Source organism: Acidaminococcus hominis (assembly GCF_022484025.1).
Lineage (GTDB): Bacteria > Bacillota > Negativicutes > Acidaminococcales > Acidaminococcaceae > Acidaminococcus > Acidaminococcus hominis.
Map to the genome: position 1 here is coordinate 270,620 of NZ_JAKVMG010000001.1, position 15,193 is coordinate 285,812.

General features: G+C 53.3%; 13 protein-coding genes and 1 pseudogene. 11 read left to right on the forward strand and 3 right to left on the reverse strand.

Annotated features, from left to right (window positions below):
* The first annotated feature begins 49 nt into the window (after nucleotides 1-49).
* The 8 genes from LKE88_RS01300 (at nucleotide 50) to LKE88_RS01335 (ending at nucleotide 9,101) form a co-directional block, all read left to right on the forward strand.
* Nucleotides 50-1,657, forward strand: a complete 1,608-nt coding sequence (locus tag LKE88_RS01300; RefSeq protein ID WP_158572301.1) for a DUF4153 domain-containing protein — start codon at nucleotides 50-52, stop codon at nucleotides 1,655-1,657.
* 448 nt (nucleotides 1,658-2,105) lie between these two features.
* Nucleotides 2,106-3,008, forward strand: coding sequence for a LysR family transcriptional regulator (locus tag LKE88_RS01305; RefSeq protein ID WP_105325670.1), 903 nt, complete (start codon nucleotides 2,106-2,108; stop codon nucleotides 3,006-3,008).
* 113 nt (nucleotides 3,009-3,121) lie between these two features.
* Nucleotides 3,122-4,711 (forward strand): nickel ABC transporter substrate-binding protein, encoded by a 1,590-nt coding sequence (gene nikA, locus LKE88_RS01310; protein WP_118286697.1) that lies wholly within the window; start codon nucleotides 3,122-3,124, stop codon nucleotides 4,709-4,711.
* A gap of 66 nt (nucleotides 4,712-4,777) precedes the next feature.
* The gene (gene opp1B / locus LKE88_RS01315; RefSeq protein ID WP_105325669.1) at nucleotides 4,778-5,716 is read left to right on the forward strand and encodes a nickel/cobalt ABC transporter permease; all 939 of its coding nucleotides are present in this window, start codon (nucleotides 4,778-4,780) and stop codon (nucleotides 5,714-5,716) included.
* A 2-nt stretch (nucleotides 5,717-5,718) separates the two neighbouring features.
* Nucleotides 5,719-6,543, forward strand: a complete 825-nt coding sequence (opp1C, locus tag LKE88_RS01320) for a nickel/cobalt ABC transporter permease (RefSeq protein ID WP_105325668.1) — start codon at nucleotides 5,719-5,721, stop codon at nucleotides 6,541-6,543.
* A complete protein-coding gene (locus LKE88_RS01325) occupies nucleotides 6,540-7,379 on the forward strand; it encodes an ABC transporter ATP-binding protein (RefSeq protein WP_105325667.1) in 840 nt (279 codons plus the stop codon). The genes opp1C and LKE88_RS01325 overlap by 4 nt, the downstream gene beginning before the upstream one ends.
* Complete coding sequence (locus LKE88_RS01330; RefSeq protein ID WP_105325666.1) at nucleotides 7,372-8,175, forward strand: ABC transporter ATP-binding protein; 804 nt, start codon at nucleotides 7,372-7,374, stop codon at nucleotides 8,173-8,175. Before LKE88_RS01325 ends, LKE88_RS01330 begins: the two co-directional genes overlap by 8 nt.
* Nucleotides 8,172-9,101 (forward strand): M14 family metallopeptidase, encoded by a 930-nt coding sequence (locus LKE88_RS01335; protein ID WP_105325665.1) that lies wholly within the window; start codon nucleotides 8,172-8,174, stop codon nucleotides 9,099-9,101. The genes LKE88_RS01330 and LKE88_RS01335 overlap by 4 nt, the downstream gene beginning before the upstream one ends.
* A gap of 93 nt (nucleotides 9,102-9,194) precedes the next feature.
* Here the strand turns inward: LKE88_RS01335 and LKE88_RS01340 are convergent, their stop codons facing one another.
* Complete coding sequence (locus LKE88_RS01340; protein WP_105325664.1) at nucleotides 9,195-10,145, reverse strand: LysR family transcriptional regulator; 951 nt, start codon at nucleotides 10,143-10,145, stop codon at nucleotides 9,195-9,197.
* 150 nt (nucleotides 10,146-10,295) lie between these two features.
* Between LKE88_RS01340 and LKE88_RS01345 the strand changes: the two genes are divergently transcribed.
* The 3 genes and pseudogenes from LKE88_RS01345 to LKE88_RS01355 all read left to right on the forward strand — a co-directional run bounded on the left by LKE88_RS01345 (nucleotide 10,296) and on the right by LKE88_RS01355 (nucleotide 13,253).
* Nucleotides 10,296-11,477 carry a pyridoxal phosphate-dependent aminotransferase gene (locus LKE88_RS01345; RefSeq protein WP_105325663.1) on the forward strand — a complete coding sequence of 394 codons (1,182 nt, stop codon included), beginning with the start codon at nucleotides 10,296-10,298 and terminating at the stop codon, nucleotides 11,475-11,477.
* Nucleotides 11,478-11,489: 12 nt separating this feature from the next.
* Nucleotides 11,490-12,416 carry a fumarylacetoacetate hydrolase family protein gene (locus tag LKE88_RS01350; protein WP_105325662.1) on the forward strand — a complete coding sequence of 309 codons (927 nt, stop codon included), beginning with the start codon at nucleotides 11,490-11,492 and terminating at the stop codon, nucleotides 12,414-12,416.
* A gap of 43 nt (nucleotides 12,417-12,459) precedes the next feature.
* Nucleotides 12,460-13,253 (forward strand): annotated as a pseudogene (locus LKE88_RS01355) (SDR family oxidoreductase).
* 107 nt (nucleotides 13,254-13,360) lie between these two features.
* Here LKE88_RS01355 and LKE88_RS01365 read toward each other — a convergent pair.
* Nucleotides 13,361-14,320, reverse strand: a complete 960-nt coding sequence (locus tag LKE88_RS01365) for a lactate/malate family dehydrogenase (RefSeq protein ID WP_276802467.1) — start codon at nucleotides 14,318-14,320, stop codon at nucleotides 13,361-13,363.
* Nucleotides 14,321-14,548: 228 nt separating this feature from the next.
* Complete coding sequence (locus tag LKE88_RS01370) at nucleotides 14,549-15,103, reverse strand: NAD(P)H-dependent oxidoreductase (RefSeq protein ID WP_105325659.1); 555 nt, start codon at nucleotides 15,101-15,103, stop codon at nucleotides 14,549-14,551.
* Between the last annotated feature and the right edge of the window lie 90 nt (nucleotides 15,104-15,193).

Sequence of the window (15,193 nt, forward strand, 5' to 3'; positions counted from 1 at the left end):
TTCCATGGTATAATGAACAGGTAAGTTCATAGCATGGGAGATGATGCAAATGCTGCAGCGCATACGAGAATTTGCTGCTGCGCTTTTCCAGCGCAGCAGACGGTTTAAACTGGCCGTGTTTGGCAGCCTGTATATTTTCGCCGCCAGCCTGGTGGAAACCAAGCTGAACCTGCCTCCTGGCGGGGAGGGGGACATTTGGCAGCGGGGCATCCTGGTGATGCTTTGTGTGACTGCCCTGTCCATTCCCTGGCGGCTGTACAATGAACGGGCGGACAAAGTAGGTCCCCGGCGGGATGCCCTGGGTTTCCTGATCTTTATTATTGGCTGGCGGCTTTTGGAAGGACTGCCGCTGACTCCGTACTGCTTTATGGCGGCGGGAGGCATTCTGGCAGCTTCAGCTACCGCCACCCTGTATTACTGTGATGTCCCAGAGGGCAGGGACCGGGTTTTTCCCTGGCTGTTCCTGTCCCTGGTGAAAAGCTTGGGCATAGGGCTGCTGATTCTGGTCCTGCTGTCCATCTGCTACCTGGGCTTCCAGTTTCTGGTCATGCCCGTAGGCATCCAATGGCTGGGCTGTATCTTCGTCTTTGCCTTTGGAGTAGTGGGCTTTCTCACCTTTCTTTCCTACATTCCCCTTCCGGAAGAAGAAATTCCGGAAGTGCCGGGGTTTACCACCCTGTGGCGGCGGGTCCTGCTCCCCTTTTTTGGACTTTTGCTGCTGATCCTGTATCTGTATATGGGAAAGATTGCCTGGGTAAGAGCCATGCCTGTGGGCACCATGAACTGGTTTGCTTCCGCTGCCACGGCGGTATACGCCCTGCTGTACTTCAGCTTTGGAGATTTGTCCCAGCGCTGGTTTCGCAAGGTATTCCTCTTGGGCGGGCTGCTGCTGATTCCTGTACTGCTGGTGCAGGGCATCGGGGTGCAGATGCGCTGGAGCGCCTACGGGGCCACGTCCCTGCGGTATTTGTCCCTGGTATGCAGTGCCTACGGGGTCTGCATCCTGGCAGCGGGGCTGGTGGGAATGAAACCCCGGAAACTCTTTGGCCTGGGCGCTGTGCTGGCCCTGCTGGTTACAGTGACCCCGCTGAATGCCATTGATTTCCCGGCCCAGCTCCAGTATAGTCAGCTGCGGGAAAACCTGCTGCAGGGCCAAATGCTGGTGGACGGCCAGCTCCAGGCCAATCCGGCTATTTCCGTCCAGCGGGCCGACCGGATTTACAGCGCTTGGGAATATCTGAAAGGAAATCCCGGCAGCTGGCGGTATCCGCTGGTAAAAGAAGTAGAAGCCTCCGGCCTGTTGGCTTCCCTGCCCAATAACCGGCAGCAAACGCATCTGCGTTATGCCTATAATGCAGGCAGCTTTCCGGTAAAGGATTACAGCCGGGTATATATTCTGGATCCGGCCAAAATCCAAGACGGGAAATTGACCTATACCCAGGAAAATGGTCAGCTGGCAACCTATGACGTGACAGCTTTTGTAGATAGACTCTACCAGCTGTATCCCAATGGGGGAGAGATCCCGCTGAAGGATATGACCTGGATGATTGACGAACATCATATGTTTTACTTTACCTTTGTGGGCGGTCAGGAGAAATCCTTTACCGGCACCAAGCCGGGAGTAATCGCCGTACGAGGTCTAGTTTTAGAAAGATAGCTACACCTTGGCAATTTCGGAAAACGGAACTTCCAGCAGGAAGCCCCGGATTCCGTTTGCAAGTCCCACGCAGCAAGTGTTATAGCCTGCAGTTCATGCCCCTGTTGCTTTGAGTCTCCTTTATTATTTCATCTAGTCGATTTATAACGCCGGGCCCCATTAGGTCGAAATGGACCGGCACCTCAAAAGACAAAGGCTGGGCTGCGCTTACATTCCAATTAGAAATAGGGACCCTATGGGCTGCCTGTCCGAAAGGATAAGGCAGCCCATTTTAGGTGCCGAAAGTATCAAGCCTGATTGCGGGGGAGAACCTGCGGTCAGGCTTTTTTGGGCTGTTTTGCTTGCGGCCATTCCTATAACGTTTAGGCAACTTGCAATTATCTATAGGAAACGGTATAGTAAAACGGATTAGCACAAACAAACTCCCGGAATACAAGGAGCGTGACCTATGGACATCAAACAACTGGAGATTTTTGTCACTGCCTGTGAGCGAGGCAGTTTATCCCAGGCTGCGGCCTGTATGTATACGACCCAGCCCAATGTAAGCAAGACCATACGTACTTTGGAGCATGAGCTGGGGAGAAACCTGCTGATTCGCAGCGGCAAAGGGGTGCAGCCTACGGTGTATGGCAAGACCGTGCTGGAATATGCCCGGCTGATTTTGAAAACCACGGCTACCATTGCTTCCCTGGCCATTCCTGATGAGCAGGAAAGCCTCAGGGTATCCACCTATCCCAGCAATATGGTGGCCCGGCTTTTGGTGGATTTCTACAAAACCTGGGGGGCGGACATTCATATTGAACACCACGAAGGAACGGTGGAAGAAATTACGGAGCAGGTACAGCAGGGGATTTCCGAAGTGGGGATTGTCTATGTGGCCCAAAAGCAGGCAGCGGCCTTCCAGCATATTTTGTCCCACAAGAAGCTGGAATTTATCCCGCTGAGCGTAAAAAGCATCTGCGTCTATGTGGGGCCCAAGCATCCCTTGTACCAGGAAAACAGTGTGGATTTTGCGGACCTGCACAAGCTGAAGTTTATGCGGGGCGTGCGGGACTTTTTCTCCATGGAGCACCATTTGGAGCATGTGAGCATGGGGGTCATTGACCCTAAATTGCTGCAGAACGTGGTTTATACCAATAGTGACCATTTGCTGATTGATATGCTGCTGCACACCGATGTTTGCAGTCTGGGGCTTAATTTTATGCACGAGCCCTATGAGCAGTATGCCATCAAGCCCCTTGCCATCGAGAACTGTGAGCCTTTTCTTCAGCTGGGGTATGTGCAGGACCCTGAGCGGCCCTTGTCTCCCCAAGCCCAGTGGCTGATCCAGGAATTGGCAAAGATTTTATAGGGTATAACGATTCGTTATAGATTTCTATAAAAAATTCGGGCCTAGTAAGTTTCGACTAACCAGTGTATTCTGACAAAGTATGATATGTACGCAACATTTGTCAGGAGGTCCTTATGAAAAAACAAATTTTGGTGGCGCTGCTGGGCGGCGTCCTGCTGCTGACCGCATTTACGGGTTGTGGTGCCGATGGCGGGGCAGGCAAAACGGCAGGCGGAAAGAAAGATGAATTGGTGTACGTCAATTACCGGGATATCCGGAACCTGAATCCCCATTTGTACGCTGGGGAGATGTACGCCCAGTCCATGCTGTACGATACCCTGGTGACCAATACGGAAAAGGGGTATGTGGGCTGTCTGGCGGAAAGCTGGACTATCAGTCCGGACGGGCGGACCTACACCTTTAAGATTCGTCCGGGGGTTACCTTCTCCGATGGAACGCCCTGTGATGCCAACGCCATTTTGGCCAACTTTAATGCTATTTTGGAAAACCGGGAACGGCATACCTGGCTGGAAATGATGAATTTGCTCACCAGTGTTTCTGCTCCGGACAAGGATACCTTTGTTATTGAAATGAGCGAGCCCTATTATCCCATGCTGACGGAATTGGCCTGCATCCGGCCCTTTGCCATGATTTCCCCCAAAAGCATGAAAAACGGCAGCACCAAGGATGGGGTAACCAGTTATATTGGGACGGGGCCCTATGTACTGAAAGACTTTGTCACTGACGAATACGCTGTATTTGAACGGAACGAAAAATACTGGGGTAAGAAGCCGGCCCTGAAGAAAATTACTGTAAAGGTCATTCCGGATAACCAAACCCGGATCATGGCGCTGGAAAATGGGGAAATTGACCTGATTTTTGGCAAGAATATGTTGGATGCAGATGCCATCAGCCAGTATGTGAAAAGCGATAAATTTACCACCCAGCTGTCCAATCCCACCTCTACCCGGCACATTGTCTTCAATACCACCCATGAAATCTTAGGGGAAAGTGCGGTTCGGAAAGCCCTTCAGCACGCCACCAACCGGAAGGCCATTTCAGAGGGTATTTTTTACGGACTGGAACCGGCGGCGGATACCTTGTATTCCCCTACCGTTCCTTACTGCAATGTGGGGCTGGAGCCCTATGCCTATAATACCGCAGCGGCGGGCCAGCTGCTGGACCAGGCTGGCTGGGTTATGGCCAGCGATGGGCTGCGGGCCAAGGACGGCCAGAAACTGGAACTGGATCTGCTCTACAACAGTGACAGTGTAACGGAGAAAACCATTGCCGAGTATCTCCAAAGTGAGTATCGGAAACTGGGCATTGCTCTTAATATCCATGGGGAGGAAGAACAGTCCTACCGGGATAATATGAAGGCCGGGAATTTCGATATGGTCTTTAATATCTGCTGGGGCATGCCCTATGATCCCCAGTCTTCTCTGGCGGCCATGCGGGCTCCGGTGTACGGGGACTTTGCAACCCAGCAGGGGCTGGCAGATAAGGCAGAGATTGACCAGGCCATTACGGATATTCTCACGTCCACCGATGAAGCCAAGCGGCAGGAATTGTACAAGTTTGTGCTGACCCGGCTGCACGAGGACGCGGTCTACCTGCCGCTGACCTATGAAACCAACAAGGCACTCTATACGTCCAAATTGAAGGGTGTCCACTTTGGCATCGACCAATACGACGTAGATTTTGCCAGTATGTATTTTGAGTAATCCAGGGGGCCGCTTCGCAAGGAGCGGCTTTCTTGCTGTAAGGAGAGAAAGAGAAGTGAAAATACCATGAAACGTTACGTAATCCACAGGCTGCTGATGGCCATTCCGCTGCTTTTGGCCATTTCTTTTGTCTGTTTCGTATTTATCAACCTGATCCCCTCCAATCCGGCGGAGGTGGTGCTGCGCATCCAGCAGACCCCCATCATTACCCCTGAGGCCATTGCCAAGGCAGAAGCCGAACTGGGCCTGAACAAACCCTTTTTGGTGCGTTATACCGACTGGGTACTGGGCTGCCTGCAAGGGGACTTTGGCGTCAGCTATGTAAACCCGGCCCGGACGGTGGCTGGGGAACTGGCCCGCTGCCTGCCGGCCACCCTCCAATTGGCGGCGGCGTCTTTTGTGATTGTACTGGTGCTGAGCATTCCCATTGGGTTCCTGTGTGCGGTGTACAAGGATGGCTGGTTCGACCGGGGCATGCGGGCCCTGGTCTTTATCTCCACTGCCATGCCCGCCTATTGGGTGGGGCTGCTGCTGATGTGGGGCGTCAGCGTCAAGCTGCGGCTGCTGCCTACTAATGGGAATGGTACCTGGCAGCATTTGGTTCTGCCGGCCTTTACGGTAGCCCTGAGCTATATTTCCACCTACATCCGGCTGATTCGCAACAATATGCTGGAAAATATGAAGCGGGACTACGTACTCTATGCCCAGGTTCGGGGATTGCCCCAGCGGGCCATTTTGGTGAAGCATATCCTGAAAAATTCCATGCATACCTGCATTGTGGCCATGGGAATGAGCATTCCCCAGATGATTGCCGGAACCATTGTGGTGGAAAATGTGTTTTCCTGGCCGGGGCTGGGTACGTTGTGCATCAGCTCCATCTTTAACCGGGATTTGCCGGTAATTCAAACCTATGTGCTGTTTATTGGAATTTTATTTGTGGTCTTTAATCTGGTATTCGACGTGCTGCAAACGGTATCGGATCCCAGACTCAGAAGGGAGGTCTAACCATGGGAAAACGGTTTTGGAACAATCGGGCAGCGGTGCTGACCGTGGCTTTTGTACTGCTTATTGCCCTGATTGGCTTATTGGCTCCGGTTTTGGCGCCCCATGACCCCTATGTCACCAATATCCTACAAAAGTTTCGGCCCTATAGCCTGACCTATCCGCTGGGTACCGATCATTTGGGCCGCTGCGTCCTCTCCCGGCTGATTTACGGCATTCGGCCCACCCTGGGCCTGGCCCTTTTGACCATGCTGGGAACCATCAGCTTGGGAGCTGTGCTGGGCATTATGGCCGGTTATTTCCGGGGTGTGGTGGAAGAGGTCATTATGCGGGTGGTGGACGTGATGCTGTCCTTTCCCAGCCAGATTATGGTTTTTGCAGTGGTCGGGCTTTTGGGTATTAACGTCCAGAATGTGATTATTGCCAATATCTTCATCAAATGGGCCTGGTATGCCCGGATGATCCGCACTGGGGTTATGCAGTATCGGGATATGAATTTTGTGCAGTTTTCCCGCTGTGTGGGTATGCCGGAGCGTTTTATCCTTTTCCGCCACCTGCTGCCCTCCATTACTTCCGACCTGGCGGTGCTGGCTTCCTTGGACGTGGGCTGGGCGATTATCAATATTTCCACCCTGTCCTTTTTAGGGCTGGGAGTGCAGGCACCGGTTCCTGAATGGGGTGCCATGCTCAATGAGGCCAAAGATGTATTGACTCGGAATCCCATCCAGATGCTGGCGCCGGGCGTTGCCCTGGTTTCCTTGGTATGCTGTTTCAATCTCATGGGAGATGCCCTGCGGGATGTGCTGGATCCAAAGGAGGTGGAATCATGAAACCCCTATTTCAGGTGGAAAACCTGGAGGTGCAGCTAAAAGGCCGGAAGGGGCTGCTGGTTCCCTTGGTAAGAAACGTTTCCTTTTCTGTGGCGCCTGGGGAATGCCTGGGCATTCTGGGGGAATCCGGCAGCGGCAAGTCCCTGACCCTGAAAGCTGCCATGGGCCTTTTGGACAGCAGCTTTCAGGTAACGGGCAGCGTCCAGTTTCAGGGGCAAGAGCTGCTTACCAAGTCCAGTGAAGAGCTGCGCCGTCTGCGGGGCGGCAAGGTGGGGATTATTTTGCAAAACCCCATGACCTGTTTTGACCCGCTGTACAGGATTGGCAGCCAGCTGGCTGAAACCTTTGCGGCCCACGGAAACTGGAGAAAGGGAGAGATTCGGGAGCGCTCCCTGACAGTATTGGAAAAAATGCGCATCCACCAGCCGGAAGAAGTGCTGGAAAAATATCTCCACCAACTGTCCGGAGGAATGCTGCAGCGGATTATGATCGGCATTGCAGCGGCCCTGGAGCCGGCGCTTCTGATTGCCGACGAGCCCACTACCGCCATTGATGCCATAACCCAGGTGGAAATTTTGGCTGAGCTGCTGAAAATCAAGGAGGAGAAGGGAACGGCCCTGGTCTTTGTTTCCCATGACCTGAACGCCATTTCCCGGGTAGCAGACCGGCTGGTGGTGCTCAGCCAGGGCCAGGTGGTGGACCGGGGCAGTTTCTATCAGATTCTTCACCACGCCAAAGATCCCTACACGCGGCTTTTGGTGGGAAAAAGGGCAGAGGTTATGGAACGGTACCAAAGGGTGCTGCAGGGTAAAGGAAAGGAGCAGGGATATGCTTGAGCTAAAAAATATATCCGTAAGTTTTCGCCGGGAACGGCAAAATACGCTGTTTGGGCATAGCCGGCAGCAGGTGTTGTTTGATGTGTCCCTAAAGGTGCAGAAAGGAACCTGCCTGGGGATTTTGGGCGAATCCGGAAGCGGGAAATCCACCCTGGGACGGGTGCTCTGCGGCCTTTTGCAGCCGGATCAGGGAAAAGTACTGTGGGACGATTTGTCGGTCTACGAATCCCGGGCAGGGAGGAAAAATTTGCAGAATAAGCTGAGCATAGTGTTCCAGGATTATACCACCTCGGCCAATCCGCGCTTTCGGGTAAAAGATATTATCGGGGAAGGTTTGAGGGTCCGGGAGCGCCGGGAAGGCCATAAGGTCGCGCGGGAGGAGGAAACGGCCAAGCTGCTGGAGCTGGCCGGGCTGCCCGCCGCCCTGGCGGACCGGTTCCCCCATGAGCTTTCTGGGGGACAGCTGCAGCGAGTGTGCATTGCCCGGGCTGTGGCCTGCCAGCCGGAAGTGATTCTCTTTGATGAGGCCATTTCTTCCCTGGATGCCCATACCCAGGTGCAGATAATGGACCTGCTGCAGAAATTGAAACGGAAACTGGGCCTGACCTATGTGTTTATTACCCATGATTTGACGTCCGTTACCTATCTGTGCGATGAGGTCCTCTTTCTGTACCGGGGCCGGGTAACGGAATATCTGTCGGTGGAACAACTGGGCAGTACCCGGGACCCCTATGCTAGGAAGTTGCTGGAAGCCATTATTCCGTTGGAAGACCGGGCTGCGGAGGAGGCCGTATGATTTTTTGCGGAACCCAACTTTTGCCCGGAGAGCAGAAACCAGCGGCGGTTCCGGTACCGGGAGCTGCGCCGTTAACCGCTTTTTGCTTTTGTGGGAAAAAGCCAGGAAAAACCCTTGTGGTAACAGCCGGAGTTCACGGCTGCGAGTATGTGGGCATCCAGGCCCTGCGCAGGCTGGCCCAGGAGCTGGACCCGGAAACCCTGTCCGGCAGTGTTGTTTTGCTGCCGCTGGCGAATCCCAGTGCCTTTTATGCAGGCAGCAAGCAGGTGGTGCCGGAGGACGGCCTCAACCTGAACAGGGCCTTTCCGGGAAATCCGGAGGGCTCCCTTTCAGCCCGGCTGGCCTGGGCCCTGGAGGCCGCTTTGTATCCGGCAGCCGACTTCCTTTTGGATTTGCACGGAGGAGACTGGAACGAAGCACTGGAACCCCTGGTGTTTGTTCCGGCCGGAGGAACGCCAGCTGTAAATCAGGCGGCAGAAAAAGCCGCCCAGGTGTTGGCGGTCCCGTACCAAGTACCCTCCCAGGCCCGGAATGGGCTGTACAGCTGGGCCGTGCAGCAAAATATCCCTTCCCTGCTTTTGGAACGGGGCGGCAGGGGAGCCTGGTCGGAAGGGGAGGTGCAGGACGCCTGCCGGGACGTACGGGCACTGCTGCAGCACCTGGCTATTTTACCTGGCAGGGTACAGCCCCAGATTCAGCGAAAATTGTGCAGGGCCTCCTATGTGGAAGCAGAGGCTCCAGGCTTTTGGCAGCCGGTAAAAAGCCCGGGCGCAACCATCTCCCAGGGAGAACTGTTGGGAAAGCTGGAAACCCTGACCGGCAGCCTCCTCCAGGAAGTGCGGGCCCAGTATGACGGGGTGATTTTGTACCAAACTGTTGCCTTAGGCGTACGCAAAGGAGAGTCCCTGCTTGCCTACGGCCAATAACGCAAACCGCAGCTATTTTGTGCTTCAGAAACCAAAAAGACTTGCCGGCCCCCAAAGCGGGGCGGCAAGTCTTTTCTCATTTTGCAGACAGTTTTATTTGCCCAGAAGGTTCCGGCTCCAAACGTAATCGATAAGTTTTCGGCCAAGGGTACTGGTGCCTTGGGACAGGTAGGACAGATAGATGGTCCTAAGGGCAGCCGGGTCCTCCAGCTGGTAGAATACCACGGAGTCCGTGGGTGTTACGTATTCCGGGATGGTGGAGCGGAGGAAGGTAATGCCCTGGCCTTCGCAGACCAGGTAGTAGGCAGTCATCATCTGGGCCAGGTACATGGATACCTTTGGGTTAAAACCGGCGTTCCGGCACAGGGTCACGCTGCGGGTATGGATGTCATGGCCGGATTTCAGCATCAGAAAGCTTTCGTTCTGAAAAGCCCGGAGGGGGACCGGAGGCCTTTTTACCTGGGGCTTTTCCCGCTGGAGAAAGTCCGTAAAGGAATAGGCGTAAGGCCGCAGCTCCTGGTTCAGGGGATTCTGGGCAGGGACTGCCAGGACGATTTCTTCCGTGGCCCAGGATTGGGTGGTGATTTGGGGATCGGCCGGATCCTCTGCCTCCAGGAAAAAGTCCAGTTTCCCGTCTAACAGCCGTTTGGCCAGGTTGGCAGTGGTTCCTTCTGTAAAGGACAGCACTGCCTGGGGATATTGGGCCTGAAATTCGGCCAGCAGGCTGGGGAGCACATAGGTACAGAAAAACATGGAGCTGCCAATGTGCAGCCGCAGGTTCTGCCCCTCCCGCAGCTCCTTGAAATGCTGGGCCATTTCTTTTTCAAGGGCCATAATTTGTTCGATATGACGGATATAATACCGGCCTTCTTCCGTCAGGGAAATGGGATTGGTACTCCGGTTGAAGATGGGAAAGCCAATTTCCTGCTCCACCTTTTTGACGGTGGCGCTAAGCCAGGGCTGGGAAACAAATAGTTTCTTGGCGGCATTGGAAAAACTTTTTTCCTGGTACACGGCGTGTACATATTCTTTATAATCGGCCATTTTTGTCCCCCTTATACAAATTTACCTATAGGCTGATATACATTTACGTATTTCACAAAACCCTGTCATCAATTTTATAATCATACCATCAAACCAAAACCGGCGCAATTGTGAGCTGTCCGAATCTGGTGTTTGAGTGGAGGAATCAAGATGACTGTGAAGATTGCAGAACGTATGAACCGGATGGCTCCTTCCGGAATTCGTAAGGTAAATGAAAAAGCCCTGGCCATGGAACGGGCTGGGGAACGGGTGCTCCATTTTGAATTGGGCCGCCCGGATTTTGATACGCCGGAATATATCAAAAAGGCTGCCTGGGAAGCCCTGGAAGCCGGCAAAGTCCACTATACGTCCAACTTTGGACTGATGGAACTGCGGGAAGCCATTGCAGCCAAGCTGCTTCGGGAAAACCAGGTGAGCTATAAACCCACCGAAGTGCTGGTGACGGTAGGCCTGTCCGAGGCCGTAATGGCCGTGCTGGCCACCCTGCTGAATCCGGGAGATGAAATTTTGGTGCCGGATCCGGTTTGGTTAAATTACATCAACGTACCCAATCTTTTGGGCGCAAAACCGGTAACCTATAGTCTGAAGGAAGAAAATGGCTATCAGCTGGACATTGAGGAAATCCATTCCAAAGTGACGGCAAAGACCAAAGCCATTGTCATTGTTACTCCCAACAATCCTACGGGCGGCGTGCTGACCCGGGATGTGCTGCAGCAGCTGGCGGACATTGCCATCCAAAATGATCTGATGGTAGTAGCCGATGAAGTGTACGAACGGCTGCTCTACGATGACGCCGAACATGTGAGCATTGCTTCCCTGCCGGGCATGAAGGAACACACCTTTACCCTGAACGGCATGTCCAAGGCCTATGCCATGGACGGCTGGCGGCTGGGCTACGTGGCCGCCCCGGAAGAATATATTCTTGCCATGAACAAATTCCATCAACATAATACAACCTGTGCCCCCAACTTCGTTCAGGTGGCCGGCGCCGCCGCCCTGAATCAGGAAGGAGACGAAGTAGAAGAAATGGTGAAAGAGTACAAGCGCCGCCGGGATTATGCGGTGAAAGCCATCAATGCCATTCCCGGAATTAGCTGCCAATGCCCTAAAGGCGCTTTCTACATCTTTATCAACTGCAAGTCTCTGGGCATGAAATCCGCAGAGCTTTCTGCCTATCTGCTGGAAAATGCCAAGATCGCCCTGGTTCCCGGTGACGTGTTCGGCCCCGGCGGGGAAGGGTACCTGCGGCTGTCCTTTGCCGCCAGTTATGATTCCATTGTGGAGGGCTGCCAGAAGCTCAAAGAAGCTGTGGCTGCTCTGCAGAAAAACTAAGGAGGAATTTCCATGCGTTTTGCAACTGTGAAAGTAAAAGGCCAGGAAGTGGCCGGGATTGTAACCAAGACAGGCGTTCTGCCCGTTGCTAAATTGAATGCAGCCAAGGGGACTGCCTGGAAGGAAGATCTGATGGGTCTGATTCAGGCCGGTCAGATTCCCGGCTTGACCAAATGGTATAATGCCGGCGGTGCTGCCGAACTGGAAACCATTCCTGGGGTCATTCCCCAAGACCAGGTGGTGTACGGCCCTCTGTACCGGAATCCCAAACGGATTTTCGGCATTGGCCTGAACTATCGGGATCACGCTGGTGATATTGGCAGTGCGCCTCCTACCGGTTTCCCTGGCAGCTTCTTCAAACAGGCAGATACCCTGGTGGGACCTGCCGATGAGATTAAGCTTCCCAAACTGAAGGAAGCCCAAAAGACCACGGCAGAAGCCGAACTGGGCATTATCCTGGGTAAGGACTGCCGGGATGTGGAAAAGGCCGATTGGCAGGACGCTATTGTGGGCTACACCACCATTTTGGACATGACGGAAGAATCCATTTTGAAGGGCAATGATTTCCTGGCAGGCAACCCCCGTTACCTGACCATCGTGAAAAACTTCCCTACGTTCTTCTCCTTTGGGCCTGAACTGGTTACGCCGGACGAAGTACCCGATGTGCTGAAGCTGGAAATCCAAAGCGTCCATAATGGCGAAATCCACGCCAAGAACACAGTGGACCATATGATGCATCAGCCGGATGAACTGATTTCCCTGCACAGCAAGATTCAGGGCTGGTATGCTGGGGACGTGCTGTCCACCGGTACCCCCAGAGCTTTCCACATTGTGGATGGGGATCAGGCAGAATGCCGGATTTACGGACCCAAGGGCTTTGCAATGAGAGCCCTGGTGAACCCTGTTGTGGACTTGAAAATCCATCCGGAAAAAGAATAACGGAAACGAATAAACGAACTGTTGAATTAATAGGAGGATAACTATGGATTTAGGATTAAAAGGAAAAGTTGTTTTGTGTATGGCTTCTGCTGCCGGCCTGGGCAAGGGTATTGCTACGGAAATGGCCCGGGAAGGCGCCAAGGTGATGATCTGCACCGCAGAACCCTTTAAGGAACAGCTGTACGCTGCCCAGGATGAAATTGAAAAGGAAACCGGCAACCGTCCGGAAGCCTACCTGTGCGATGTAAATAAAGCTGAAGATATCGACAAACTGGTAGCACACACCATCGCCACCCTGGGTGACATCTGGGCTTTGGTGAATATGTGCCCCGGCCCCAAACCCGGCCCCTTCGTGAACTTCTCTGACGAAGACTGGGAAAAGGCTTTTGGCATGTGCCTGCTGTCATATGTGCGCACTATCCGTGCGGTACTGCCTTCTATGAAAAAACTGGGCGGCGGCCGCATTGTCAACAGCACATCTTCTTCCGTCAAGGACTGCCTGGATAACCTGATTCTGTCCAATACCATGCGTATGGGCGTGGTGGGCATGAGCAAGACCCTGGCCCGGGAAGTAGGTCCCGACAATATCCTGGTCAACGTCATCGGACCGGGCCGGATTGGTACCGACCGGATTCTGAAACTCAATGCAATGAGAGCCGAAAAGGCAGGGTATCCGTGGAAGATTACGAAAAAATCGACCTGAAGAGCTTCCCTCTGGGCCGCTATGGCCATTTGGACGAATACGGCCGGCTGGCTGCCTTCCTGTGCAGCGAAGCCAACAGCTACGTATCCGGCCAGACCATTCTGCTGGATGGCGCCATGACCAAAGCTTATTAAGAGCCAACCGCTAAACTGCAAAAGGACCGTACCGTTTGGTGCGGTCCTTTTTAACGCAAACAAGCCCCTGGAGGCATTAGGCTCCAGGGGCTTGTTTGTTGCTGTATTTAGTGCAGTTCGTCCAAAATGGCGTTGCCTTTGGCAATATTTTGCCGGATGGTAGCTACGCATTTCTTGAAGGTCTGCATTTCTGCTTCGGGCAGCTGGAATTCCAGCACCTTTTCTACGCCGTTCTTTCCGATTACTGCGGGCACACCGGTGAAGATATCCCGTTCACCGTATTCCCCGTCCAGTTCTACGGAGCAGGGGAGAATCCGCTTGTCATCGTGGAAAATGGTGCGTACCAGGGTGGCCGCTGCAGAAGCGATGCCATATTCGGTGCACCACTTGCCGGACATGGTAATCCAGCCGCCTTGAATGGCATCGTGCTGGATTTTCTCATGGTCAAAGGCAAACTTTTCGGTGGCGGCAATTTGATCTACGCTTTGGCCGAAGAAGGTAACCTGGGACCAGGGCGTGAACTGGGCATTGCCGTGTTCGCCCATCATGAAGCCAAAGAAGCCTCTGCTGTCCCAACCGGTGATTTCGGACAGCTGATGAACCAGGCGGGAGGTATCCAGCATGGTGCCGGTGCCCAGGACTCTGCCCTTGGGCAGGCCGGATTTCCGGGCAATCAGCCGGGTGATTACATCGCAGGGATTGGTGATATTGACAAAGATCCCATCAAAGCCGGCAGCCATGACTTTGGGTACATAGTCAGCCACTTGACGGACACTGTTGGAGAGTTCATCGTCCCGGTTGAAGGAACGGCAGATGGTAATATCGCCTACGGCATTGACAATCACGTCGCAGTCTTTCAGGCCGGCATAATCCACTACCCGGTAGGTAGTGTGGTTGAGCATGAACATCATGGCGTCCATCAGGTCGTTGGCTTCAGCGCCTACTTTCTTTTCTTCTACATCACACAGCAGAACTTCGTCGGCTACACCCATCATGCCCAGACAGAATGCTACATGGGCACCTACATGGCCCACCCCAACTACACCTACAACACGTTTCTTTATCATAGTATTGCCTCCCTTAAGCAAAAGAATACTGTTTTATGTAACGTATAATTTAAAATGTAACATGATTCCAGCACTGTGTAAAGCAGGAATCTGCTTTTTCCCGGAAATTTCAAACATTTGTCCGAAATTGTGGGCAATTCGTTAGAGCTGGAACATTTTGGGTATTGGCAGCCGGTAAGAAACTGGAAAAAAAGACGCCCGCAAAGGGGCGTCAAAGAGAAAATTCCTTCAGCATTTTTCCAGGGCGGCAATTAACTTCTGGGCACTGGCCTGGCAGTCCTTGAGAATCCGTTCCTTGTCGGCTTCAGCACTGACCCCAGGAACGTACATACAGCCGTAGGTCACAAAGGGAGCGTGAGCCTTCATGCCGGTAAAGAGCGCCAACTGATCAAAATTATACAGATATTCTTCTACCGGCCGGTTTTGGACGCCTCCGGGGCGGTAGGTATCCTTGGCGCCGCCGGTGGTAAAGGACAGGAAGAAATCCTTTCCCTTTAGGGCCGTTCCCGTGCTGCCGTAGGCAAACCCGTGAGCCAATACTTCCTCCACCCACTTTTTCAAAAGGGCAGGGTAGGAGTACCAATAAAAGGGAAACTGGAAGACCAGTACGTCTGCGGCCTTGACCTTTTCCTGTTCGGCGGCAATGTCCCACTGGCCGCCCGTTTCTGCCAGATTTTCTACGGTAAGGTCCAGACCGGCCTTTTCTACTTCTGCCAAAATGGCGGCATTGGCCAGGGATTGTTCCGGATGGGGATGACCTGCAATGCATAAAATATGTGCCATGATTTGCAAACCTTCTTTCTTAGCTTATAATAGAGGAAACTTGCCAGGTTTATCTTGATAGTATTATTATATCATGATAAATGGCAAAAA